The organism is Flavivirga eckloniae, assembly GCF_002886045.1.
GTDB lineage: Bacteria > Bacteroidota > Bacteroidia > Flavobacteriales > Flavobacteriaceae > Flavivirga > Flavivirga eckloniae.
The window spans coordinates 4,853,379-4,879,423 of record NZ_CP025791.1 but is presented as its reverse complement, the minus strand read 5'-3'; the positions used below and the strand labels follow the sequence as shown (position 1 = coordinate 4,879,423).

Here is a 26,045-nt window from a genome sequence, read left to right as displayed (position 1 = left end):
TATAATTCCCCTACTTGATTTTGCAAAAAATTTCGCCTACCTTCGTTTAACAACCGATAAAGCTCACTTGTGCTGAACTCGTTTCAGTATTGAAACGGAACTTTATCTTTGCATTCTCAGCAATTGAACATGATGTCAAAGTGAATAAATAATCGATTATGAAAGTGAAAATAATTTTATACATTTTGTTGAGTCAAACAATTATGGCCTATAGCCAAAGTAGCAGTTGCAATTCGGATGCTCATAAAGTGGTCTATCCATTCTTGGGGGAATGGGAGGAATACACCATTAAAGATAGTGTTGAAGTTTATATTGGACGGCTCATAACTAAGCTTGATATCGAAGGATGTGTACTTACACAAACTTTTGTGATGTCAGACACAACATTTTCTTATCGGTCTCATGGATATGTTAATCCTGCCTCCAATATTTGGGAAGAAACATATGTATTTAATTCAGGCGGATATTCTAAATATTTATGGATAGCTGAAGGAAAATCGCTTTACACTCTTAGAATTGGGGGGTCTCGTAAAACTGATTATCTTCAACGATTAAAGTACATTGATATAAAAAAAGATGAATATACAGTTGTACAACAGGAATCGTACAATGGAGGGATTTCTTGGAAATCCAAAGATTCGACAAAAATTAAAAGAATAGAATAATGAAAACTGCTGAGAACAATGTTCACTTGTGCTGAACTCGTTTCTGTATTGAAACGGAACTTTATCTTTTGCATTAGGTGTAACCGAAAATCACCTATGAAGAGCATAAAAATCGTAATTGCATTATCCCTTTTAATGTCAATTTCAAGTTGTAAAAACCAAATAGAAGATGAAGTGAATGGCATATATATGGATATGAAGCCTACAAAAACTCCAATTCTATTGTCCCCTGAGCTTATTTCTAGCTCCCTTGATGAATACAATGGAACATTTTCACCTGACGGGAAAGAATTTTTCTTTACAACTAATACTCCCGAGAAAGGAATTATATGTCATACAAAGCTGGATGATAATGGTAAATGGACAAAAGCTAGAATAACAAAATTTTCAGGGGAATTTTCAGAATACGACCCTTTGTTTTCTCCAAAAGGAGACAAATTATATTTCACCTCGGAACGCCCTTTAAATAAAACAGACTCATCGGGAAAAACCAATATTTGGTATGTTGAGAAACAAAACTCTACTTGGAGCGAGCCAAAATATCTTGATTTAGGAATGCAAGGTGCATATTACAGCTCAATAACAAAAAAAGGAGATATTTACTTTAACATTTGGGACACAGGTGATATGTATAGAGCCGTTAACACCGAGGGCAACTATAAAGCGGAAAAACTTTCGAATACATTAAACAGTAAAAATGGAGAGGGAGATCCTTTTGTTTCACCTAAGGAGGATTATATTATATTCCGAGGTTATAACAATAGTCTTGGACAGGGAGATTTGTACATAAGTTATAAAATTGGAGAAGATTGGACAAAACCTGAGAATTTAGGCGAACCTATAAATTCAGAAGCTCACGAAATGTGCCCATATGTGACTTTAGACGGGAAGTTTTTTATTTTTTCTAGTAACCGTATTAACAGTGAATATCCATCTCAAGCAAACGAGAACTTAGAGAAAATTAGAAAAAAGCATCAAACTTCAGACAACGGTGAATTAAACATTTATTACATTTCCGCAGATTTTATCGATGAGAAAAGAAAGAAATATGAATAAGGCTGCACCTAAAATTGTGTATAAGTAACAGCGGTTTAGGTTATAAAACGAAAGTATAAATATAAACCAAAGGTCAGTGCAAAACCGAAAGGTTTTTGAGTAGAACACCGCTACTCATACACGATACCGTTAAATGAAACATTCCGTTTCAACCAATTTTACTTAAAAGAAATCTCCTTCAAAATCTCCTATACAAGCTTCCAATATTCTTGAGCGTATTCATACGATTTATGCTCACCCGAAAGTTATTGGTATAATCTGTATTCTAAATATAATTCTCCTACTTAGTTTTGTGAAAAATTTCGTCTACCTTCGTTTAACAACTCATAAAGCTCACTTGTGCTGAACTCGTTTCAGTATTGAAAAGGAACTTTATCTTTGCATTACCCAACATTTGAAAAAAATTGAACGTTAGAACAAAATACATACTTCTGATTTTAGGAATTTCAGCATTTGGATTGTCTATTTATAACAAGTACAATGCTTATAATGAGACAAGCTTTAATCCTGGCGAATTGGAATACGCTAAAGTATTTTTTGGAATTGGAATTTTATGCGTTGGACTATACTATTTCAATAAAAATTGGCGGAATTTAATGACCAAAATAATGATTGGAGCATTTGGAATTTGTTTAGTTCTAAATCTATACTTAATTGCTCAAATCTACGAAAGTGAACAAATCCAAAACCGACTTTCTGAATATCACGAATTGGATTGCGAAAAAATAACAAACCGATTTAAAGCTGATTTAAAAAATAAGGAGATTAAGTATTTTTCTGGTGGACTTGTTGGTTCAGGAAATTTATCGAAAAATGTTAAGAAATACGGAATAGAAAACTTCGAACTTGGTTGTCAGGTTTATGACAATCTAGAATGCTATAATAATCTTGTAAGAAATTATCTGAAAGACGAAAAGAATATTAATATTAACGAACTGTATGAATAATAAAAAAAACGTTGGGTAACACCGTATACAATTTATTGTTAGTCTAGATTACTTACAAAAGAAAATACTTACAGGTTTTCTATTCGGTTTGTATTTCTAAATTAGGTGCTTAAACACGCAACTAATCTTATACAAACACGTTAAACGAAACATTCCGTTTCAACTAATTTTACTTAACAGGAACCTCCTTCAAAAATCGCCAATACAAACTTCCAATATTTTTGAGTATATTCATATGGTTTATGCTCACTCGAAAGTTCTGGGTATAATCCTGTATTCTAAATATAATTCTCCTATTTGATTTTGTAAAAAATTTCGTATATATTAGTTTAACAAAAGATAAAGTTCATTGAAACGGAACCTTATCTTTGCATTGCCAGTAATTTAAACGACAAAAATTATAACACAATTAAAGCAATAAATAACATGAAAAAGAATCAATTTATTTTTACAGCTTTTTATCAGGGTAAAGACTTTGAAGGAGAACGTGAAGGTAACTGTGCTTCAATTGCCATTATTAAAGCAGCAATGTACACTTATGGTGAAGAAGCTATTAGTTATACCTCTAATGACGGTATTTATGAAGTAACCTTAAAAAATAGCGCCCAAATTTCGTTCACTAATAATGAACTGGCACTTGTAAAAAAAGATGCGAGTTTTATTCTTGGAGACTATGAAGAAGATGGTGCTTCAATAGAACTTTATAATAAGTATAGAGAGTTTGCACATATATGTTATGCTTCAATGTGTAAAATGATTGCGAAAGAAGGAGATTATAATTCTAGATTAGGAAGAACGATTTATCCAGAAGATTTTGAACTAGCTTTGGAGACCCTAAACGATGGCACCCATACACCTAGTGTCTATGAACTTTTAGGGTTAGAAAATCATGTTACACCTTCTTTTGGCGGGAAATTCAGAAAAAGAGCTAAAGAAGATATTGGTATGATTCTTTGGACTAAAAGCCATGCTATGTTTGCAGCAAAAGGATATTTAGATTTATATGGAAATAAAATAAAAGTAAGAGGAAGGCTTATGAGAGCAATTCCATATAAATTCCTTTTAGGAGGTTTTAAATTGAAAGTATAAATATAAACCAAAGGTCAGTGCAAAACCGAAAGGTTTTTGAGTAGAACACCGCTACTACTCATACACGAGACCGTTAAACAAAATATTCCGTTTCAACCAACCTTATTTAACAGGAATCTCCTTCAATATCTCCAATACAAATTTCCAATATTTTTGAGCTGATGAAATTTGAGCGCGCTCGTCTGGTGAGTGTGCTCCTTTAATATTAGGACCAAAACTTATCATATCCATTTCTGGATAATTAGTGCCAAGAATACCACATTCCAAACCAGCATGACAAGCCGCCACATGAGGTTTTTCGCCATTTAAATCTTCGTAAAGTTTTGTCATCACCTTTAAAATGGCCGAGTCCATATTTGGTGTCCATCCCGGGTAATCTCCCGAAAGTTCCACTTCACAACCCGTTAACTCGAAAGTAGCTCGAAGTGTATTCGCTAAGTCCATTTTAGAACTCTCTACCGACGAACGTGTTAAACACATTATTTTAATAGCACCGTCTTTTATTATAACACGTGCTATATTATTGGAGGTTTCCACCAAATCTGGAATATCCGCACTCATACGATACACACCATTAATTGCTGCATATATTGCTCTTGTCACCCCTTCTTGCACACCCAGGTCCATAATAAGCTTTGGTGTATCTACTTTAGAAATACTAATTTCTAAATCTGGCTCCATGGTTTTAAGTTCCTTTTTAATGGTGTTGGAAACCAGAGCCATTTCTAATAAAAAAGCATCTTCATGTACAGCATCAATAGCAACAACGGTCTTACTTTCCCTTGGAATCGCATTACGTAAACCACCACCGTTTATTTCAGAGATTCTTAGTCCGTAGTTTTCAAAACCATCAAACAGCACACGGTTCATTATTTTATTGGCATTGCCTAAACCTTCGTGAATTTGCATTCCCGAATGTCCACCCTGTAAACCTTTAACTTCAATACTATACCCAATTTTAAATTCTGGAGTTTCTTCTTCGTTGTAACTTCTAGTTGCTGTAATGTCCACACCACCGGCACAGCCTACACCTATTTCATCGTCTTCTTCGGTATCTAAATTTAAAAGAATACCTCCTGTGAGCAAACCACCTTTTAAGCCCATAGCTCCAGTCATCCCAGTTTCTTCATCAATAGTAAATAAAGCTTCAATAGCTGGGTGCTCAATATCAGTACTTTCCAATATAGCCATAATAGTAGCAACACCTAAGCCATTATCTGCTCCAAGGGTTGTACCTTTTGCACGTACCCAATCACCATCTATAAACATATCGATGCCTTGAGTATCGAAATCGAACTCGGTATCGCTGTTTTTCTGGTGCACCATATCTAAATGCGACTGCATAACTACGGTCGTTCTATTTTCCATACCCGGTGTTGCTGGCTTCTTTATAATAACATTTCCAACTTCATCCTCAATGGTTTCCAGACCCAGATTTTTACCAAATTCTTTCATGAATGCGATAATACGGGCCTCTTTTTTAGAACCGCGAGGTATAACATTAATATCTGCAAATTTATTCCAAAGTTGTTGGGGTTGAAGTTGTCTTATCTCTGTACTCATAGTATTATTTATAAAGTTGTGCAAAGGTAGCAAAATTGCTCTGACATTGGCAGCTACTCCTGATTGAAACGGCATCCTTTTTAAAATAAAAGCAAAACCGTTAGTATTTTTTTAGCAGATTGCCACATCTTGCCCTAAAGTTGCTTTGGTAGTTATAGATATTTTAAAAAGATATAGTGTAAAGCAGGAACAGACCTTTATAAAAAAACAACTACCAATGGGTACTAATTTTTACTATTTTTGGTATATGTTGAAAAAGAAAAAGACCTTACTGGCGTTATCGCTAATTCCACAATATTTATTGATTACATGGCTATCTTACTACCCTGAGTTCACAGAACGTTTTTACAGCAATGGAATGTATCCTTTTATTTCGAAAATGTTTAGATATATGCTGGGTTGGATGCCTTTTTCGTTTGGCGATTTAATCTATACGCTTTCTGCTATTTATATTATTCGATGGTTTTATAAAAATAGAAAAAGACTAAGAAAGGACACCAAACAATGGTTTATTGATGTGCTGTCTGCTATCGCAGTAATGTACTTTGCTTTTCATTTGTTTTGGGGTTTTAATTACTACCGTCTGCCATTACATAAAAGTTTGGGTATTGCGAATGATTATACTACAGAACAATTGGTTGCTGTTACTGAAAAGTTACTTGAAAAATCGAATGCACTTCATTTAAAAATTACTAAAAATGATACGATTAAAGCTGATTTACCTTTTAGAAAAAGTGAAGTACTAAGTATGGCTCCTGCGGGTTATGAAAATTTAAAACAGATTTTTCCGCATTTGGAATACAACCCGAAGAGCATAAAAAAATCCTTATACAGTTATCCCTTGACTTATATGGGTTTTAGTGGTTATTTAAATCCGTTTACCAACGAAGCTCAGGTTGACGGATTAATTCCTATTTATAAGTTTCCAACCACAGCATCTCATGAAATAGCGCACCAATTGGGCTATGCTGCCGAAAATGAAGCTAACTTTATTGGATGCATGGCTGCTATAAATCATGATGATATCTATTTTAGATATACAGGGTATACTTTTGGGCTGCGTTTTTGCTTAAATGAAATCTTTAGACGAGATCCATGTTTATACGAAGACATGGTAGTAGATGTTAACAAGGGTATTTTGAAAAACTACGTAGAGGTTCGTAAGTTTTGGGAAGCTCATGAAAACCCCGCCGAGCCTTTATTTAAATTGTTTTATAGTAACTTTTTAAAAGCCAACAATCAAAATAAAGGCTTGGAGAGTTATAGCTATGTCGTAGCTTTATTGGTTAATTATTTTGAAACCAAAAGCTTATAAGGTTACTCTATAAGCGTTGCATTTTCTGGAACTTTAAAAAGATCGTCGCTTGGTTTTTCGGTTGAAAGCTTAATGTTTGTAAACTTTACGCCCTCGTCGTGAGGTGTAGTTGGCAAGTTGTTTTCGTATTTATACCAAGTTAACGTTTCCGGTAATAACAGCCCCTCAACAGTTTGCCAATTACTATACTTTATAAATTTAAATGTTTTACTCTTTTCTTTTGAAAAGAATGTAACGGTATAACTCAACCAGGTCATTTTATAAGTTTCGGGATCGTAGTACAACACATATTCATCGTCTGGAGACTCCCCTACACCACTTTCATACGCAATTTTAATACCTGGGTATGTTTTACCTTCAAACTCTAATGGCTTGGCTTCGTTATAAATAATCCCATCATCTGCCAAAATAAAAGGCATCGCATAAAAGTAGAACATTAAATTATAGTAAAACCTGGCATTATAACCTTTATAAGTTGTAGTGTCTTTAGAATGTAACCAAACATCTTTTCCGTTAAAACCAAGAGTGTGCTTTGGCATTTCAATAAGGGATCTTCTATCCTTTAAGTCGGTTGTGGTAATTTCGTCTCCACTCGATTTAGGCATTGTAAACACCAGAGATTGCATCTTATTCCACGCATCTATACCGCCATGGGCATTAAATACTTTTGATATATTTTCCGGATAAACACTAGTTGTTACATCTAATTGTTCTTCGGAATAGTTAACGGTTTCCTTAGTATTCTTTTTACAGGAAACTAACAAAACTAAGCTTGCTACTAGAAATAAATTTTTCATTTTATATTATTTTGAATTAAGTCGGGCGCGAAGATAGTACATTACAATAAAAGAAGGTCTTATTTTTATGTGTCATTCAGAAGCCCTGCCTGCTGCAGCTACGGTGTACCCACATCTTTTTAATCAAGCCACGAATGACACAAATTTACACGAATAAAACCTCAATATGATGGATGGATCTCCATACTATTCATAATCACGAATCAGACTTTCAGTCTGTTTAACAAATCCAAACCCGATTTAATTCTATTGTATTTCTGTATATTTATTTACAAATAAGCAAACTCTAATTACTTATTTGTAAACAATCTATATTTAGAACCATTTGTGATAATTCGTGAAATTAGTGTCTATCTGTGTAAAACTATTATTTAATATGCAGCCATATTTGTGAATACTCCGTAGCCGCCGCAGGCAGGTTCTAGTTTATCTTGGAACGTAGCCGAAAGGCTCAGCATAAGCCACTCTGAATGAAAATAGCCCAGTTTTTAAGGGTGTTTTTATGTTTACCTATTTTATAACTAATTTTTGGGTAACTTCATTTTTCCCATCACCAATCTTTAAAAAATACATACCACTTTCTAAAGAAGCAACATTTATGTGTATGGCATTATTTTGTAAAGTATCGTTGGTGTTTAATATCAGCTTTCCTTGAATGTTGTAAACATTTACATGTACTTCATTAGTAGCAATTTTATTAAACTTTAGTTCAACCATTTCTGTTGCAGGATTAGGTGAGATTGAAAAATCAGCCTTATTAAACCTTTTACTGCTAAGAGTTGTAGTAAACTCTGTGTTGAATGTATTGGTTACAACAGCTGGATTAAAATCAAAGTAAATTTCTGCTGTATTTGGAATAATATCACCAATACTGTAGCCTGCCAAAGGTTTTATTTTGTAATATACGTAACCATGACTATTGGGCTCGTCCATATCTTCACTTGGCAAATGAATATTATCAAATTTCCAGTTTAGTTGATTATCTGTTCTTGTAAAAACATGATAATGGCTTGCGGTTAGCATTTGAATGGTAGACTTATCTAATTTAGCATTTAATATATTATTAATAGATACATTTATAGCATCTGCAGTTCCAACATTTTGAAATCTGACCCTATAATACAAATAATCATCATTACTAAAATCACTGTAAAGAATATCTGGACCATGAGACTCTGTAATATCGTTTGGATCGTATGAACCTACTACTGTTTGAGTCGATCTAGAATAATTGTTATTCAAATTATAGTCTGTTCCTAAATATACAGCCTCGCTAACCAAAACTGTTCCTAATGGTACAGAGATTGGTGTTTTTATATTTATAGAGACATACGTGGAGTTATTGGGGCTTAAATTATCTATATCCAGAAAAAAACCATTAGAAATATTAGTTATAGTTTTTCCTGCCCCTACTTCTGTAACACTTATTAATTCTAAAAAAGAGTCATAGTTAAATTGAATTCTACCCGATATGCTGGAATCGTCTCTTAGATTATTTACATACAAGCGATATTCATTTATAAATCCAGGTCTTGGTGGTAATAAAGGCAATAAAAAGACTTCCAAATCCTGACAAATACCTTGAACTTTCAAATCTAACTCAACAATACTATAGCAAGTTTCATCAAACCTATTTAAAACTCTAACATAAACCTTTTGAGGGTTAGTACTATTATTATAAGAAGTTACATTAGTAATCCTATTAACTTCATTTTCGGCATCAACTAATGTTTCGTAATAATTTAAATTATAAATACCTGAATCAAGTCCTGCTAAAATCTCTTCTCTGCTTTTTGATAGATTAAAAGTATTAAAACCATTACCATTATCGTCACATAAAATCAATGTGTTTTTCAAGTTTGGTGAAGGAATTTGTGAAGCATGAATAAACTCACCTCCTTCAAGGTAAACATAAGCACCTGGGTTTATAGCATATGTTCTGAAATAAATTTTTTGTGGATTAGATATATTCACATAATTTGAAGGATCAGCTATCGGGTTAACGCCATTATTTCTATCTTCTTCTGTTAGATAAAAAGTTAAAGGATTATAATTAGAAGCCTCTTCTCCAGAGACATTAAATGGAAATAAAAAATGACTCGCTAAATCAAATACTTCGACACCATCACCTTCCGGATCACATTTATAATAATCAAGAATGCCCGGTGGCGGCCCTTGAATCTGAGAGTAAACAGAAAAAGATGAAAAAATGAAAAGAAAGAATAGTAATCGTTGTACCATTTTTATAGTAAATTTGTCTAAACAAAATTAGCTAAATAATTGTCCACAACATTAATAACCAGTACGCAAAATCCTTTTATTCGACAACTCGCACAATTAAAAGACAAATCACGCGAGCGTAAAAAAAGCGACACATTTTTAATTGAAGGAAAACGTGAAATCTCATTAGCCTTAAAAGGCGAATATGAATTAGAAACGCTTTTAATATATCCCGAATTATTTTCTTTGAAACAACTAAACGACTTAACGAATAAACGCATTAACGTTATTGAAATTTCCAAAGAGGTATACCAAAAATTAGCTTATCGTGATACTACTGAAGGTGTTCTGGCTGTAGCCAAAAGTAAAAACCATAGCATCTCCAATTTAAAATTTAATACTGAAACCCCTTTAGTTTTAGTTGCTGAGGCACCCGAAAAACCTGGAAATATCGGTGCTATTTTAAGAACTGCCGATGCGGCTCATGTGGATGCTGTTATAATCGCTAATCCAAAAACGGATTTATACAACCCCAATATTATAAGGTCTAGTGTAGGTTGTCTGTTTACAAATCAAATTACTACAGGCACGACTTCTGATATTATTGCCTTTTTAAAAGAAAAAAACATTAATATTTACTGCGCCGCCTTACAAGCGTCTGTTAATTACCATACCCAAGACTTTACAAAATCTGCTGCTATTGTTGTTGGCACAGAAGCTACCGGATTGAGTCATGACTGGCTCAAAAACTCAACACAAAACATTATTATTCCCATGCAAGGTGAAATAGACTCCATGAACGTGTCTGTTGCAGCAGGAATCCTTATTTTTGAAGCCAAAAGACAACGAAATTTTCTTTGAAAATTTTGCAATAATCAAAATACAAATAACAAAATCCAATTGAGTAATTTTGGGGTTTTGAAATTTAAATAATAATGTCATCAAGAATGTAAAGCAATAGCGCGTAGTAATTTGTAAAATTGAAGTTACAATAAACAGATTCTCACGTCGCTTTGCTCCTCAGAATGACAGCAAAAATATAATATGACATCAACAACATTATTCTACATCATCATTGCCATATTGATTATCAACTTTATAATCGATAAAATTTTGGACGCTTTAAATGCAAAACACTTTAAAGATAAACTTCCTGAAGATTTACAAGATGTGTATGATGAAACCGAATATGAAAAATCACAGAATTACAAAGCAACAAATTATAAATTTGGTATTGTAACGTCTGTATTTTCTATGCTTTTAACTTTAGGATTTTTACTTTTTGATGGGTTTGAATTTGTAGATAATATTGCCAGAAGCTACAGCGACAATGCCATTATTATTGCGCTTATTTTCTTCGGAATTATAATGATCGGCAGTGATGTTGTTTCTATTCCTTTTTCCTATTACAGTACTTTTGTTATTGAAGAAAAATTCGGATTTAATAAAACGACCCGTAAAACATTCATACTCGACAAAATAAAGGGCTGGCTCATGATGGCTATTGTTGGTGGTGGTATTTTAGCGCTTATTATTTGGTTTTATCAGGTTACAGGAACGCATTTTTGGCTATACGCCTGGGGACTTGTTGCCTTATTTACTTTGTTTATGAATATGTTTTACTCTAAACTTATTGTACCGCTATTCAATAAACAAACACCTTTAGAAGCTGGTAGTTTACGAGACAAAATATCTGAATACGCACAAACAGTTGGTTTTAAACTAGACAAAATTTTTGTAATCGATGGCTCAAAACGCAGTACAAAAGCCAATGCTTATTTTTCCGGGTTTGGTAGCGAAAAGCGTGTAACATTATACGATACTTTAATTAATGACCTAGACGATGAAGAAATTGTTGCTGTACTGGCGCACGAAGTAGGCCATTATAAAAAGAAACATATTATTTTCAATTTGTTTGCTTCAATTTTATTAACCGGTTTAACACTTTTTATCTTATCGCTTTTTATATCCAATCCTTTATTATCAAATGCTTTGGGGGTTGAGATCCCTAGTTTCCATATTGGGCTAATTGCCTTTGGTTTGCTGTACTCCCCTATTTCTGAAATTACAGGTTTAATCATGAACGTATTTTCCAGAAAGTTTGAATATCAGGCAGACGACTATGCTAAAAATACCTACAAAGGTGAACCTTTAATTACATCGCTTAAAAAATTATCTAAAAACAGTTTGAGTAATTTAACACCGCATCCCGCTTATGTTTTTATGCACTATTCGCACCCTACGTTGTTGGAGCGAATTAAAAATTTAAGAGCCTAAACAAGCTCCCCTTTAAAAGCAACGATTTACAATAAATGATCCTCGGGGCAAGCGCACAAGGCATTCAATTGAAAATATTATTTATAAATTCCGAAGCTAGCTTCGATATCTTAGGCCTAAGATCCCGCCAGATACTGAAACAAGTTCAGCACAGGAAGCGGGATTAGTTCTACTTGCTATTTTGAATGCTTTGCTTGGCAACTTTTCAAAATAGAGTTTCACTAATAAAAATTCAAAAAAAATATTTTTTTGCCCAAAATGGGTAACATTCTCATGACCTTATTGATATAAGCGTGTAAATCATTAATTAATCCAGTCATGAGAACACAAATTAAACAAACTTTAATAGTATTATCGGTAATCCTTTTTGCTAATTGCTCCAAAAACGATGATGCTCCAATAGATCCAGGCATAACATTATTCGAAACCACAGACACATGGAATTGCGATTTGTCTGAAACCTGCGAAGATATTTATCAATTCGAATTTAAAGAAGGGAGCAGAATATCTATAAGTGTTGAAAATATTACGGGTAAATCTGTTGTTTCATTAGATCTGTCTGCCGATTTTGGTGAGTTTGGTGGTCCAAACTTACTCACTCAAGGTAAACTTACTTATTACGGGTGTACCACCCAAAATGAAAACGTATCTATTGCTAACATTAATATTTCTGAAACCGGTATTTACAATCTTGCTGTTGCCAGAGATTGGGGTTTAAGTGCTGGTTTTGATGGCGACTATAAATTAACGATTATATCAGACACGTCTTTCACCAAAGGTGAAACACCAACAAATGATACAGAAGCTACAAACTATGAAAGAGAATGTATTTAGTTTTTAATTCTTCTGATGAAAATCCCGAATCTTCGGGATTTTTTTATGTCGGTTACTCAGTCACTCTATTCTACTCGGAGCAATTTAATACTCTAAAATGATCGTTAAGAACTGTCCACAGGGTAATAATACCGTTTAATAGTACAGCACACCTTCAATTTAAAAGATTCCCTCCTTAGAGGGAATGACAAGTCAAATAAAATTGTATCTTTGCCGCTTTATATTCCTCAGGGAGAGGATGTGTTGCTAGAAGTTTTAGGTTTAAGTATGTCGATTCGCTTCTTTATGTAACACTACATAACATAATCGCATACATTTTACAAGAATGAGCACATTCCAAGATTTAGGTCTTAATGACGACCTATTACAAGCTATTACGGACTTAGGTTTCGTAAAACCCAGTGAAGTACAAGACAAAGCTATTCCAATTTTATTAAATTCAGAAGGCGATTTAGTAGCCTTAGCGCAAACCGGAACCGGTAAAACGGCAGCTTTCGGTTTCCCTATGCTACAAAAAATTGATATCAATAGCCAAACAACCCAAGGTTTAATTTTATCGCCTACTCGCGAGCTTTGCTTGCAAATAGCCAACGAAATGAGCCAATATGGCAAGTACTGTAAAGGTCTTAACGTCGTAGCCATTTATGGCGGATCCAGCATTACAGATCAAGCCAGATCTGTTAAAAGAGGAGCACAAATTATTGTAGCCACGCCTGGTCGTATGAAAGATATGATTAGCAGACGTATGGTTGATATTTCTAAAATTCAATATGCTGTTTTAGATGAAGCCGACGAAATGCTAAACATGGGCTTTAAAGAAGATATAACAGATATACTTTCGCATACACCAGAAGATAAAAGTACGTGGTTGTTTTCTGCAACCATGCCAAGAGAAGTTGCGGCTATTGCCAAAAACTTTATGCACAACCCACAGGAAATAACTGTTGGAAACAAAAACGAAAGTACTACAAATGTATCCCACGAATACTTTTTAGTAAATGCCAGAGATCGTTACCAGGCTTTAAAACGCTTGTCTGATGCCAATCCGGATATTTTCTCGGTAGTCTTTTGCAGGACCAAACGCGATACTCAAAAAGTAGCCGAACAACTTATTGAAGATGGATATAGTGCTGGTGCCTTACATGGTGATTTAAGTCAGAATCAACGTGATTTGGTCATGAAATCGTTTAGAAACAAACAAATACAAATGTTAGTAGCTACCGATGTTGCTGCACGTGGTATTGATGTTGATGATATAACTCACGTAATAAACTACCAATTACCAGACGAAATCGAAACTTACACACACCGTTCGGGACGTACGGGGCGTGCTGGAAAAACAGGGGTTTCTATGGTGATTGTTTCTAAAAGCGAAGTACGTAAAATAAAAAGTATTGAGCGTATTATTAAACGTAAGTTCGAGAAAAAAGATATTCCGGACGGATCGGAAATTTGTCAGGTACAATTAATGTCGCTTGCCAATAAAATACATAATACAGAGATCAATCATGAAATTGATAGACATTTATCAAGCATCAACGAATTGTTTGAGGATACCGATAAAGATGAATTGATCAAGAAGTTTTTCTCTGTTGAATTTACGCGTTTCTACAATTATTATCAAAAATCCAGAAACTTAAATGTTTCTGAAAGCTCTAGCGATAGTAAGGATAGCGGACGTGATTTTGGTGGTAAATCTACACGTTACTTTATAAATGTTGGTGGCAAAGATGGTTATGATTGGATGAAACTAAAAGACTTCCTAAAAGAACAGTTGCAACTTGGTAGAGACGACGTTTTTAAAGTTGAAGTAAAAGATAGTTTCTCTTTCTTTAATACCGAAAATGAATTAAAAGATAAAGTACTGGAATTCTTTACCGACTTTAAACATAATGGACGTTTTGTTAACGTTGAAGTTTCTGAAAATCGAGGAGGAGGCAGAAGGCGTAACGACAGAAACCGAGGCAGTAAAAGACGTGATGACAGAAAAGGAGGCGGAAAACGTGATGGAAGAAGATCTGATTCTGGAAATAGAGGTGACAGACGTCGTTCCGACAGCTCTTCGAAACCAAGACGTTCAGACTCTGGCAATTCTAATTCATTTAGCCCTAGACGTTCTAGACGTTAGTAGTAATGCTACAGCATATACATTTTATGTTTAAAATGTATATGCTGCAATGCTAAAACAACAGAAAGATAGCTTTAATAGGATTTATACTTCTTCTTAATGATAGCTTGTTCTGTATTTTTTTATCCGGTTTCCATATAATGCTTGTAAGAGATTAATGCCGTTCTTGCTTGAGATCTCATTTCACCCTTCATGATCCAGGTTAAAAAACGTGGTTTTAGTCTGTATTCTGTAATTTGGTAAATTGTTGTTTTGCCTTGGGCATTAACTTTTACTCCAAATGTATTGTTCATCTTTTTTAAAGGAAAATCTTCCCAATCGTAAACATCATAGATATAATATTCACCATCTTTAATATTAATAATTTTCTCTTTTACCAAGACCTTTCTTTTTCCATCTACTAAATGACATATTCTGTCACTGCCCAATGTTGCTTCGTTTTGAGAACCATTTATGGCTTATCATTTCAAATATAAATATAAGAAGCTATTCTTAGCGTATAAATAATATCTTCTTTGCAATATAATTCTGCTGTCAACTCTATTAATTATTCTCATTCGACCCCAAGTAAACTTTTATCCCTATTGGTTTTACAATTTTGCACTAAACAGAACTGTTCGCCTAATTTTGATTTAATTATAGCACCATTTAGAACAATTTAAGGAGGCATAATACCAATTAAGGTGTTAATATTACTCACAAAAACTATTCTAAATATGAAAAAAAGAGTTTCATTAAAAAATAATTCAATTATAAAAAGAATACATATTCTAATACTCGTCCTGTTTTTTTGTCAACTCGGGGCAGCTCAAAAAAAAGCAACTAACGAAATTGTATTAAACAGAAATGGCATTTTTTATAACATTGAAGTTATTAATGATGAGCTTATTCATGTTGTAAAAAGTAAACACAAAGATTACAAACCATTATTAGATAATCTCTCGATTATCAAGAATGCCGAGAACATCCAATTCGATGTAAGCGAAGACAATGGTACTACCATCGTTAAAACCAAAAAAGTTGTTTTATATATAGACAAATCGGGAGTAATTCGATTTGTTGATACTAACGGTAAAGCCTTGCTATCTGAACTAAAAGGAGGGCATAAATTAACAGAAGCCCCTTCATCAAATGCTATTTATCAGGGGTTCTCTTCTGGAGATGAGGCTTTTTACGGATTAGGTCAGTTTCAAAGTGGGATATTAAATTGGAAAAATACTCCAATTCAACTACGACAATACAATCAAGAGATAGCCATTCCTTTTCTAGTATCAACAAATCACTACGGTATTTTATGGAACAATAACAGTATTACAGACTTTAATCATCCCGAGCAGGAAATATCATTTTCTAAAACTATAGATGAAGAAAACAACATTCGTGAAGCTGAGTTTACAGCAAATACAACAGGGGAATATGCTTTCTATGTAGAAAGCCCAAACCCTGAAAAAAACCGTAGAGATGGTCCTGTTTTATTAACTATAAACGACAAACCTATTATTAATTATACTACCATTTGGGTTCCAGATTGCCATGTAGGGAAAATCAATTTGGAAAAAGGAAAAACCTATAAGGTGGTCTTACAAAATTCTAATTCACAAACAAAAGGACGATTATTTGTTAACGGGCCAGACTTTAACAAAACGACTTTTGCAAGTAAAAAAGGAAAAGCTATTGATTACTATTTTGTATATGGAGAAACCCCTACAGATATTCTCGATGGTTACAGAGAGTTAACAGGAAAAGCACCAATGTTTCCAAAATGGGCTTTTGGTTTTTGGCAATGTCGCGAAAGATATCACAATCAAGAGGAATTGCTTGAAAACGCAAGAGAGTATCGTAAGAGAAATATTCCGTTAGACAATATTGTACAGGATTGGCACTATTGGCGAGAAGGCACCAAAGGACCATCATGGAATCCTGAAACCTACCCAAACCCTAAAGCCATGTGTGATGAGCTTGAAAGTTTAAACTTAAATTTAATGGTATCTGTATGGCCAGAAGCCAAAGACAAAGAACTACTTACCAGATATGGTTTAGAAGAACATAAACTCGTTCATAAACGAAGCACACGCGACATATATTATCTCGATTTTTACAATCCAAAAGTAGCAGAGGGCTTTGCTAACGTGCTAAGAGACTCCATGTACAATATAGGCGTTGACGCTATTTGGCTAGACGGTACAGAACCCCAAGATCCTCCGCATGATTGGACACAAACTCATGCTGGAAGCTGGGATGAAGTAACCAATTCATACTCGTTAGTGGTAAATAAAGCCGCATATGAAGGAAAAATGAAACACTTTCCCAATCAAAGAGTATTCAACTTAACACGTTCTGCCTTTACGGGTCAGCAACGATACAGCGCTGCGTCATGGTCTGGAGATGTAGCTGCTACATGGGAGCAATTTGCAGAACAAATACCTGCTGGTCTTAATTTTTGTATGGCGGGGATCCCGTATTGGACAACAGATATAGGTGGTTTTTTCCGAGATGGCAAGTCCTTAAATGGAAGCACTTTTAAAGACCAATATAAAAGTGAGGAATATAAAGAACTATTAACCCGATGGTTTCAGTATGGCACGTTTTGTCCTTTATTCCGTATTCATGGTTATGTATCAGACACCGAGATATGGCGCTATGGCAAAGCATTTGAAACAACTGCAAGGGATTTTATAAACCTTAGATATCAACTTATGCCCTATATTTATTCCACCGCCTGGAACGTTACAAAAAACAATGGTTCTATGATGACGCCCTTGGCTTATTCATTCCCAAATGATAAAAATGCATGGGATATTGGTAATCAATTTTTATTTGGTGATAATATCATGGTTTGCCCTGTTACCGAATACAAAGCTAGAAACAGAACAGTTTATTTACCAGAAGGAACATGGTTTGATTTCTGGACAAATAAAGTTATTTCCGGAGGAAAGGAAATCAGTGCTGATGCACCATTAAATAAGCTTCCATTATATGTAAAAGCAGGTACCATTTTGCCTTTAGGCCCTAAGGTTCAATATTCGACCCAGAAGCTTGACAAGCCTATTGAAATCGTGATATATGAAGGTGCTAATGCAGAATTCGTATTATATCAAGACGATAACCTTTCTAATGACTATCTTAAAGGAGCGTATGCTGAATTTATTTTCTCATACAATGACAACACTTCAAAATTAACAATAAGAAAAAAAGAAGGCAACTACATTGACCTAAAGAAAACACCGCAAAGCTTTATCGTAAAAAAGGCAGGAGAATCGAAAGGACAAAAAGTAACCTTTAAAGGTAAAACCAAAGTTGTAAAATTATAAAGTAGGGTATAATAATTAAGACTTTGATATATAAAGCAAGAGTTAGCTAACGATTAAAAACCATTAGCTAACTCTTTATTAAACATCTATCTAAATTATTTGTACTATTTAATCTCTATTAACTTTACTGGTTTAGGTTTTGCTTCTTCTTTTTTAGGAATACTAACAGATAAGATACCATTCTCATACTTAGCCGAGATTTTTTCATCATCAACTAACTCTGGTAGCGTAAATGAACGCTTGAACGACTGATAACTAAACTCCTGTCTAGAAACACGCTCGTTATCTTTAGGAGTATTCGTTGTTTTCTTCTCAGAAGAAATGGTTAGCAAATCATTGTTAACTTCAATATTGAAATCCGATTTTTCGAATCCAGGAGCAGCCACTTCAACAAAAAATGAATCTACATCTTCTTTAATGTTTACCGATGGTAGTGTTGTATTTGTATTAGAAAAATTGCTTCTGTTAAAGCTGTCAAAATCAGAATTAAACAATCTGTCCAACAAGCCCGGAAATTGGTTTTGATATCTTACAAGTGTCATATTTTTAATATTTAAATTAATTTTTATTTACACTAATTCAATAAGCAAAACAAATACCAATACAAAAAACAAGACATTATGTCACCTAAACCATGTTTAACAGTGACATTTTATCATGTTTTATTATTATTACCGCCAATTAAAAGGGTAATACCTGTTTTTAATACTCAAATACATCCATAAAGAATAGAAAGGTATAATAGTTAGGCTTGGCAGATTGAGCTTAACAAACAAAACCGATAACAATTATAAATTATTATCGGTTTCGATAAGCTTAAAATATGCTTTGAATATGCTTTTTTAAAGACTTTATTTGGTTTACATTTAATCTAGCGGAGCCAGCTCCAATTGCCAAAAAGCCTGAATTCCAGGGAAGTCATTTAAATCTTCTAATCTTAACTCCACCTTTTGAATACCAGTTTTACTAAAATTAATCACGCCATAATCTTTCAAAAAACCTTCTCCATAATTTTGACTTGGTATGGTGCTAAATTTCAAAGTATCTTCACCGTTATCTAAAACCATACGAGCTGCCCTAAAGCGTGTAGCCAATTCTCCTCTAACAATATATTTACCAGGTACTTTTACATTTACTAGCCAAAAAGCCTTATCCCGTGCGTTATCCCATTTATATAAGCGGTTACGCTCATAACTTCCATCTTTTTTCTTGTTACCTTTTCGAACTATAATTCGCCCCGTAGTTGTAGCATTATTAGCGTTTAAGTGTAAAACTTCAAGCTTAGAAAAAGGCTCGGCCTCTAAATCAAAACCTTCAAGTTTTAATACATAAGCATGTTTAAACGGCATATCTTTCTCTTTAATAGAAGAAAATGGGTTTATAGTTAAATCTTCTCCATCTACTGTATAATCAACATTTCCATGTCCTAAAAGCGTAACCTTTGATTTCTCAGAATGTTTTTTAACCTGAATTTTATCAAAAGTAAAACCTTCACCTGGCCAATTTAAACAGATAGCGTATAAATTCCCATCCTTTTGTGTAAAGTGAACATTCATTTTACTTTTCTGCCTAGCTGTTGCATGAAACATATAGTAGCCATATCTACCAAACAAATCAGGTCCTTCCCCGCGTACTCTCCATGGCCTAGTTCCATATATAGCTTCTCCATTAACTTTTAACCAGTCTCCTATTTCATAGAGCATTTCCTTTTGACCTCCAGGAATAGAACCATCTGCAGCTGGACATATATTCAATAACAAAACACCATTTTTACTAACAACTGTAATGAGCTCATGTAACACAGAACGGGCTGAACGGATATGAATGCCATCACGCCATGACCAAATATGCCCTCCTGTTGATTGATCGGTTTGCCATAAATAAGGGGTTAAATCTCTAGCGCTTCCTCCTTCGTAGTCTAATACACCTACACCATCTGGAAGTTGGTCTAATTTTCGAGTAATGATTAATTCCTTATCCCACTCTTTTTCTTTTGAATAATAATAGGAAGCAAATTTTCGACGATATTCTAAGGGTACAACTCTCAATCCCCAATCAAACCATATTTGGTCTGGCTTGTATTTATCTATCACTTCCTCCAATTTTGCTAACCAACGATCATAGCCTTCTTCTTCATTCTCAAACTTGCCATATAAATCTCCGTATTCGGGGTTAGCTGTATGAGTCCCTTCTACGGTTGCATAATAACTTTCTAAATTGAACCCGTGGTGAAAAGAAGTAATCACCTTCATACCTTCCTTTCGAATAGCTTTTGTTAGTTCTCCCACAACATCTCGTTTGGGCCCCATATCTTTGGCATTCCAACGGTTAACTTTACTGTCCCACATTGAAAAACCATCATGATGTTCGGCAACCGGCCCCGCAAATTTTGCGCCTGCTCGCTTATATAACTTAGCCCATTCTTTTGCATTAAAGTTTTCTAACTTAAACATGGGAATAAAATCATGATAACCAAATTCTGATAATTTTCCGTATTTTTCTTCATGATATTTCTGAACCTTGTGTCCTTTTGTATACATATATCTTGGATACCATTCACTCTCGTATGCCGGAACACAATACACACCTAAATGTGCATAAATACCAAACTTAGCATCGCGAAACCAATCAGGAATTTTATGTTGAGTTAACTCGTCCCAATCTTTACCGTATGGGTCATTCTTTTTTTGAGAATTTCCATTAAAAATTAAAAGCAAAAAAATAGCTGTAATAAATAGTCTTCTAAACTTCATGTAAAATGTTTATTTTATTAACCTTTGGCATTTGAACTTAAATCCAAATAATACTATTATTAATAGTTTTTATTGATTTTTAAAATCATCACCAATCAAAGTATAAATATGCAATAAACTCAATAAAATAAAGGGTGTAAAAGAAGTCACAAAAGTGTATATACTGATCAAATTGTATATACCCTCAAAATTCTGAATAATAATTATGATTTATCATTGCAAGCTAACTTCACAACATGACGTTTCTTGCAAGCAAAACTGTGCCTAGTAGATTTATACTTTGCCATTAACTATGTTATACTTTGTGTCTGGAATTGAATTCCTCCTTTAGTTTCTCCGTAAGCTTATGACGACCGAAGATAGAGATCGTATATAAACTGCTTTGTTAAAGATTATCTAATTTATCTTCAACCAGCTTTTCCAATGCTCTGGTTTTGTCTGAAGGCTTACCTCGTTCACCTATTCTTATAATGATAAATAACAGCTTTACTAAAATACCGGGATATATTATTTTTTCAGATAGTTTTGATACTTCATTGTCCTTTAGCTCAATCAGCTTCTCCTTTTCCACTTCTTTACTCTTAACCAATTCGTTTGCGAATTCCCAAGCTTTGTTCCTTGCGAATTTCATACTAAAATCTATTAAAAAGTCATCTACTCTTTTTGAGAACTTTAAGATTTTAAGTAAAGTAGGCCAGATTTCTGCTAAATCTTTTTGAACCTCGTCTACCAATGTAGCCAACAATTCATTTATCCTATTAAAATCCGGTTCAAGGGATGCTATAGTTTTATCGTCTGTTACTTGAGAAGCTGCTATACCTAAGTCTAAATTTATATGGGCATTCATTCCCAATAATAAATGCTGCAACACGATTAACATACTATTTGTTGAAGATTTAAAGGCTATTTCCCATGACTTGGTTATCTCTTTTTCTACTTTATAGTTTGAATAGGCATCTAAATATCTGTTGGCAAAAATAACATCCAATTGTTCCATTCTTTTATCATCATCAAAATAACCTTTACCAAGCTTTTCTTTTATATTTATGGTTACGTTTTGGTATAAGGCTGCGAAATACCCAAAAGTGCTTTCTTCACTTATGGACTGTTGGATTATTTGTTCTAGGTTTTCTATAACTTCGTCTATGGTTGTTGCTGTCATTGGTTTTGGGGTTTCTTTTTTTTAGGCTTTCTTTTTTTAACTAACCATGACCAATGAAGAATTCGATTTTCACCTACACTAAGGATAGACAAGACCACGAAAGCAAGCAATAAATAACCAGCAATTCTCATGTTATTTAAATTATGCGGTTCTATTGTTTTTAGAACGTTAAAAAGCGGACTTTTTTCTCCTTTGTAAAATACTAAAGGATTTTCTTCAACATAAATTCTAATTTCTTCATGAAGAGCACTATGAATTTTCATTGATTCTAAAAATGACATTACCATCGCAAAATGTAATCCGGTGTAGAAAAGAAGAATTAAAAGTCTAGCACTTTTTTCTATCCTTTGAGCAGTTCCCAAATACCCAATTATTCCAATGATAACAGTAAATAGAATTGTTAAATAGGTCAATTCTTCAATCCCTTCTTGTTTATGGTAAGAGATTAGAGTTTCAATTGATATTTGTGAAATTGATTCCATACATTCATTGATGTATTGCAAAGATGTATATAGATACAATATGATAATTTTCATCAATTCAAATATAAATAAAATTCTTACACCGTAAGATTACTACTATTGAAATAGAAACGCCGATAACAATATACACTAGATTCCTATCTGTTTTTTTGAAGAATTAACTAATACAATACTAAAATCAATAAAGCTTAAGCTTTTATTACATTTTCATTCCTAATAATAAATCCTAAGAATTTACATTTGTTTTAAACTTTTTTGTTAATTTTTAGTCAAATTGCGACTAAACTGTAGCTTTTGCGATTTTGTTTAGTATTTTAGCTATTGAATTAATGACGATATATACAGATGAAAAATTACCTACTTTTTATTACTTTTATTTTGACTTCCGCTATTTGCATGAGCCAAGAAGCCAATAAAGTTATAGGTGTGGTCATTAATTCATCCAATGATATGCCTTTGGAAAACGTTAATATCGTTAACCTTAATAAGGTCATCGGTACTACAACAAACAAAAAAGGGGAATTTGAAATCTCTGCTAAGACAAACGATACTCTGCATTTTTCCTATTTGGGTTTTAAGTCCATAAAAGTTAGGGTTACCAACGACTGGTTAAAATTTGGAAGCTCTAAGATTGAATTAACCGAATTAGCCTTAGCCCTGGAAGAAGTGGTTGTAAACCAATTAAAACTTACGGGATATTTAGAAGTAGATATAGCACAACTACCTGCTCCAAATAATAATTACCGTTACAGTATTTCCGGATTACCTAGCACAGGATACGAAGCTGGATCTAAAGGAGCTATAACCAAGGTATTGGGTTCTATTTTTAATCCTGCCGACTTTTTACATCGTATGTTTGGTAAAAAACCAAACGAACTACGAAAGTTAAAAAAGATGAAAGAGGACGACGAAATTAGAAATCTATTGGCTTCACGGTTCGACAGGGAAATGCTAACCGTTTTATTACAGGTTGATCGTGTTGATTTAGATGAAATTGTAAGCCAATGTAATTACTCCAAAGGGTTTATACAAACTGCTAACGATCTACAGATTCTCGATGCTATTAGCGAATGCTACGAGGAATACAAATTACTAAGCCGAGGTAGAAGTAAACGAATTTAAGCTTAGGTGTCATTCAGAGCAAAGCGAAGAATCTCACCACCCCCCCCAACTCGAGCGAGAAAAACACCATTCAAAGCGACTTATACCTAGCCACGAATACACAAATAAAACGTCTTAAGATTATTTGCTGTTATTCTCTGTATGAGTACAAATTAAACTTTCAACATATCAAAGCTCTCCATAGAATCACAAACAAAGTTTACTAATACATAAAACATGTTTTACAAATAAATAAACATAGTTTAACGTGAGTTCGACGTAACCATAATATTATTATACTGAATGCCAGTGATTTAATTCAAGTGTCGGGTTGAGCCTTTCAACTCCGCTCAAGACAGGCTAAAGTCGAAACCTATTTAAAATTATAGGTTTTAATGACCTTTCGACTTTAGTTTATGCTGAGCATAGCCGAAGTACTCAAAGTGACAAGTAACATTTTTAGTGTATTTATCGTTAAAATTAGACTGCTTTTAAATCGAACTCACGTTAGTTTACAAAGATTAAGATTCGTTTGAATTAAGATAGACTAAAAGCCTGATTTGTATTTATGTGCAATAAAAATTCGATAGAAATATGTTAAGAGATTCCCTGCCAGCAGGCTGGTTCGTTTGCTTCGGCTTTAGTTTATTAAGCGAAGTCGAAAGGCTCAGCTCAAGTCGCTCTGAATGACAAATTTTTATGATCTGGAATGCAATGCTATTCTATTACCTTCACTATCAACAAAAACCCCCATATAGCCGACCTCTGGTGAAATCTGCGTTTTAGCCTGTACCACTTTCCCTCCGGCATCTTCTACGTTATTTAATTCGCTTTCAATATCTTCAGAATTAAAATATATCAATACGCCTTTTGTATCACTAGGCTCGTAAGCCTTGTTTAAAATTAGAGACCCCATAGCCCCCGGTTTATCTTCAGCAAAAGGAAACCATGCCATTAAAGTGCCTCCAAAATCCTGTACTTGTACTTCTATTTTAAATACTGTATTGTAAAATGCTGCGGCTCTATCCATATTCGTTACAGGAATTTCGAACCAGCCTACCATGTTATTTTTCATAAATCTATAAATTAATGTTCCAATATCTTTTTTAAACTGGCCAACCCTTCCTCAAAATCCTTTCCAACATGCTTATCTACATCATAAAGCATCATAAAAATATTGACCGGTACTTTATTAACTCCAGAGAACCCCCAAGTCACTTTTGTAGCGTTTACACCTACATCCTCAACTTTTATAACTGCATCCGATTCTGATTTCCACGGTTTAAAAAACCGTAATCTGGATTCTACGCACTCATTCTCAACAATATTGGTAATTTCCTGTTCGCCCAAACCTACATCTTTATTGCCATCCCATTTAGTTATAAATCCAACTTCACCATCTGTACCAATAAATTCCTGCTTCATATCTGGGTCTTTCTTTTTCCATGGAGACCATTCATCCTGATTCTTTATATGCTTTAAGTATTGAAACACTTTGGGAAGTGATTTGTTAATGACTATGCTTCTATTTACTTGATACTTTTTAGGTGCGATAAGCGCCAAAAGAATAAATATTGCAACAATAGCAATAATTACATAAAGAATTATATATATCATTATTAGTTGGTTTGTTAGTTATTAATCTAAAATTACAAAAATTATTTTTTACTATAAAAGCGCTCAACAATCTCATCGTAACTTTTTATTGTTTTTTTAACCCAGTCCAAACGCTTTTCTAACATCTCATTTTCCGTTAGTTTCCAATCGATATTAGTTTGTCTTAATTTGGTAGTAACATGCTGTAAAATAATTGCTGCAGATACCGATATGTTTAAACTTTCTGTAAATCCAACCATGGGTATTTTTAAATAACAATCGGCAGCATCTAATACCTCTTGAGAGAGCCCTTCGGTTTCTCTTCCGAAGAAGAAGCATGATTTTTTAGTAATATCAAAGTCATGTAATTCACAATCATCTACATGAGGCGTAGTGGCTACTATTTGATATCCTTTTTGCTTTAAACCTGTAATACAATCCTTTACCGTATGGTATCGATTTAGATCCACCCATTTTTGAGCGCCCATAGCTATTTCCCTATCAATACGTTTGGAATTGCGTTCTTCTACAATATTAACTTCTTGTATGCCAAACACATCACAACTGCGTATTACAGCGCTTGTGTTGTGTAATTGATACACATCTTCTGTGGCTACAGTATAATATTTAGTACGTTGGGACAAAACAGCATCAAAACGTGCTTGTCTATTTTCCGTTAGATAAGTTTCTAAATATTCTAAAAGTTTTATGTCTATCATGTTTTGGTAAAATATCGAATTTAAGAAAAA

The 26,045-nt window shown here is 33.8% G+C and carries 22 protein-coding genes; 11 read left to right on the top strand and 11 right to left on the bottom strand.

Annotation, left to right across the window (positions count from 1 at the left end; all coding sequences use genetic code 11):
• Positions 1-158: 158 nt before the first annotated feature.
• From C1H87_RS20010 to C1H87_RS19995, 4 genes are all read left to right on the top strand, one after another.
• Positions 159-665 (top strand): hypothetical protein, encoded by a 507-nt coding sequence (locus C1H87_RS20010; protein WP_158655300.1) that lies wholly within the window; start codon positions 159-161, stop codon positions 663-665.
• A 96-nt stretch (positions 666-761) separates the two neighbouring features.
• Positions 762-1,721 carry a PD40 domain-containing protein gene (locus C1H87_RS20005; RefSeq protein WP_158655299.1) on the top strand — a complete coding sequence of 320 codons (960 nt, stop codon included), beginning with the start codon at positions 762-764 and terminating at the stop codon, positions 1,719-1,721.
• Between the two features lie 404 nt (positions 1,722-2,125).
• Positions 2,126-2,668 (top strand): hypothetical protein, encoded by a 543-nt coding sequence (locus C1H87_RS20000; protein ID WP_102757511.1) that lies wholly within the window; start codon positions 2,126-2,128, stop codon positions 2,666-2,668.
• A gap of 426 nt (positions 2,669-3,094) precedes the next feature.
• A complete protein-coding gene (locus C1H87_RS19995) occupies positions 3,095-3,757 on the top strand; it encodes a hypothetical protein (RefSeq protein ID WP_102757510.1) in 663 nt (220 codons plus the stop codon).
• Between the two features lie 102 nt (positions 3,758-3,859).
• Here C1H87_RS19995 and C1H87_RS19990 read toward each other — a convergent pair whose 3' ends face one another.
• Positions 3,860-5,320, bottom strand: coding sequence for an aminoacyl-histidine dipeptidase (locus tag C1H87_RS19990; RefSeq protein WP_102758348.1), 1,461 nt, complete (start codon positions 5,318-5,320; stop codon positions 3,860-3,862).
• A 217-nt stretch (positions 5,321-5,537) separates the two neighbouring features.
• On the opposite strand from C1H87_RS19990, the gene C1H87_RS19985 reads away from it, so the two are divergent.
• On the top strand, positions 5,538-6,635 hold the full coding sequence (locus C1H87_RS19985) for a DUF3810 domain-containing protein (protein ID WP_233783221.1): 1,098 nt from the start codon (positions 5,538-5,540) through the stop codon (positions 6,633-6,635).
• Positions 6,636-6,637: 2 nt separating this feature from the next.
• Here the strand turns inward: C1H87_RS19985 and C1H87_RS19980 are convergent, their stop codons facing one another.
• Entirely contained in the window at positions 6,638-7,432 is a 795-nt protein-coding gene (locus C1H87_RS19980) for a DUF6503 family protein (protein WP_102757509.1), read from the bottom strand.
• A gap of 510 nt (positions 7,433-7,942) precedes the next feature.
• Positions 7,943-9,673 (bottom strand): T9SS type A sorting domain-containing protein, encoded by a 1,731-nt coding sequence (locus tag C1H87_RS19975; protein ID WP_102757508.1) that lies wholly within the window; start codon positions 9,671-9,673, stop codon positions 7,943-7,945.
• 39 nt (positions 9,674-9,712) lie between these two features.
• On the opposite strand from C1H87_RS19975, the gene C1H87_RS19970 reads away from it, so the two are divergent.
• The 4 genes from C1H87_RS19970 to C1H87_RS19955 all read left to right on the top strand — a co-directional run bounded on the left by C1H87_RS19970 (position 9,713) and on the right by C1H87_RS19955 (position 14,891).
• On the top strand, positions 9,713-10,513 hold the full coding sequence (locus tag C1H87_RS19970; protein ID WP_102757507.1) for a TrmH family RNA methyltransferase: 801 nt from the start codon (positions 9,713-9,715) through the stop codon (positions 10,511-10,513).
• A 183-nt stretch (positions 10,514-10,696) separates the two neighbouring features.
• Positions 10,697-11,929, top strand: a complete 1,233-nt coding sequence (locus C1H87_RS19965; RefSeq protein ID WP_102757506.1) for a M48 family metallopeptidase — start codon at positions 10,697-10,699, stop codon at positions 11,927-11,929.
• Positions 11,930-12,247: 318 nt separating this feature from the next.
• Positions 12,248-12,763 carry a hypothetical protein gene (locus tag C1H87_RS19960; protein WP_102757505.1) on the top strand — a complete coding sequence of 172 codons (516 nt, stop codon included), beginning with the start codon at positions 12,248-12,250 and terminating at the stop codon, positions 12,761-12,763.
• A 325-nt stretch (positions 12,764-13,088) separates the two neighbouring features.
• Positions 13,089-14,891 carry a DEAD/DEAH box helicase gene (locus tag C1H87_RS19955; protein WP_102757504.1) on the top strand — a complete coding sequence of 601 codons (1,803 nt, stop codon included), beginning with the start codon at positions 13,089-13,091 and terminating at the stop codon, positions 14,889-14,891.
• Positions 14,892-15,013: 122 nt separating this feature from the next.
• Here the strand turns inward: C1H87_RS19955 and C1H87_RS19950 are convergent, their stop codons facing one another.
• A complete protein-coding gene (locus tag C1H87_RS19950; protein ID WP_158655298.1) occupies positions 15,014-15,319 on the bottom strand; it encodes an SRPBCC family protein in 306 nt (101 codons plus the stop codon).
• Between the two features lie 288 nt (positions 15,320-15,607).
• On the opposite strand from C1H87_RS19950, the gene C1H87_RS19945 reads away from it, so the two are divergent.
• Positions 15,608-18,202 carry a glycoside hydrolase family 31 protein gene (locus C1H87_RS19945; RefSeq protein ID WP_102757502.1) on the top strand — a complete coding sequence of 865 codons (2,595 nt, stop codon included), beginning with the start codon at positions 15,608-15,610 and terminating at the stop codon, positions 18,200-18,202.
• 104 nt (positions 18,203-18,306) lie between these two features.
• On the opposite strand, the gene C1H87_RS19940 is transcribed toward C1H87_RS19945, so the two are convergent.
• From C1H87_RS19940 to C1H87_RS19925, 4 genes are all read right to left on the bottom strand, one after another.
• Positions 18,307-18,744: an Hsp20/alpha crystallin family protein gene (locus C1H87_RS19940; protein ID WP_102757501.1), complete on the bottom strand. Its 438-nt coding sequence runs from the start codon at positions 18,742-18,744 to the stop codon at positions 18,307-18,309.
• A 324-nt stretch (positions 18,745-19,068) separates the two neighbouring features.
• Entirely contained in the window at positions 19,069-20,955 is a 1,887-nt protein-coding gene (locus C1H87_RS19935; RefSeq protein ID WP_102757500.1) for an alpha-L-fucosidase, read from the bottom strand.
• A 385-nt stretch (positions 20,956-21,340) separates the two neighbouring features.
• On the bottom strand, positions 21,341-22,117 hold the full coding sequence (locus tag C1H87_RS19930; protein WP_199769311.1) for a DUF5995 family protein: 777 nt from the start codon (positions 22,115-22,117) through the stop codon (positions 21,341-21,343).
• A complete protein-coding gene (locus tag C1H87_RS19925; protein WP_102757499.1) occupies positions 22,114-22,599 on the bottom strand; it encodes a hypothetical protein in 486 nt (161 codons plus the stop codon). Before C1H87_RS19925 ends, C1H87_RS19930 begins: the two co-directional genes overlap by 4 nt.
• 345 nt (positions 22,600-22,944) lie before the next feature.
• Between C1H87_RS19925 and C1H87_RS19920 the strand changes: the two genes are divergently transcribed.
• Entirely contained in the window at positions 22,945-23,721 is a 777-nt protein-coding gene (locus tag C1H87_RS19920; protein WP_102757498.1) for a carboxypeptidase-like regulatory domain-containing protein, read from the top strand.
• A gap of 676 nt (positions 23,722-24,397) precedes the next feature.
• On the opposite strand, the gene C1H87_RS19915 is transcribed toward C1H87_RS19920, so the two are convergent.
• The 3 genes from C1H87_RS19915 to C1H87_RS19905 are packed head-to-tail and all read right to left on the bottom strand — an operon-like array spanning position 24,398 to position 26,015.
• Positions 24,398-24,775 carry a VOC family protein gene (locus tag C1H87_RS19915; protein WP_102757497.1) on the bottom strand — a complete coding sequence of 126 codons (378 nt, stop codon included), beginning with the start codon at positions 24,773-24,775 and terminating at the stop codon, positions 24,398-24,400.
• Between the two features lie 11 nt (positions 24,776-24,786).
• Positions 24,787-25,317 carry an SRPBCC family protein gene (locus tag C1H87_RS19910; protein WP_199769310.1) on the bottom strand — a complete coding sequence of 177 codons (531 nt, stop codon included), beginning with the start codon at positions 25,315-25,317 and terminating at the stop codon, positions 24,787-24,789.
• Between the two features lie 41 nt (positions 25,318-25,358).
• Positions 25,359-26,015, bottom strand: a complete 657-nt coding sequence (locus C1H87_RS19905; RefSeq protein WP_102757496.1) for a TrmH family RNA methyltransferase — start codon at positions 26,013-26,015, stop codon at positions 25,359-25,361.
• Between the last annotated feature and the right edge of the window lie 30 nt (positions 26,016-26,045).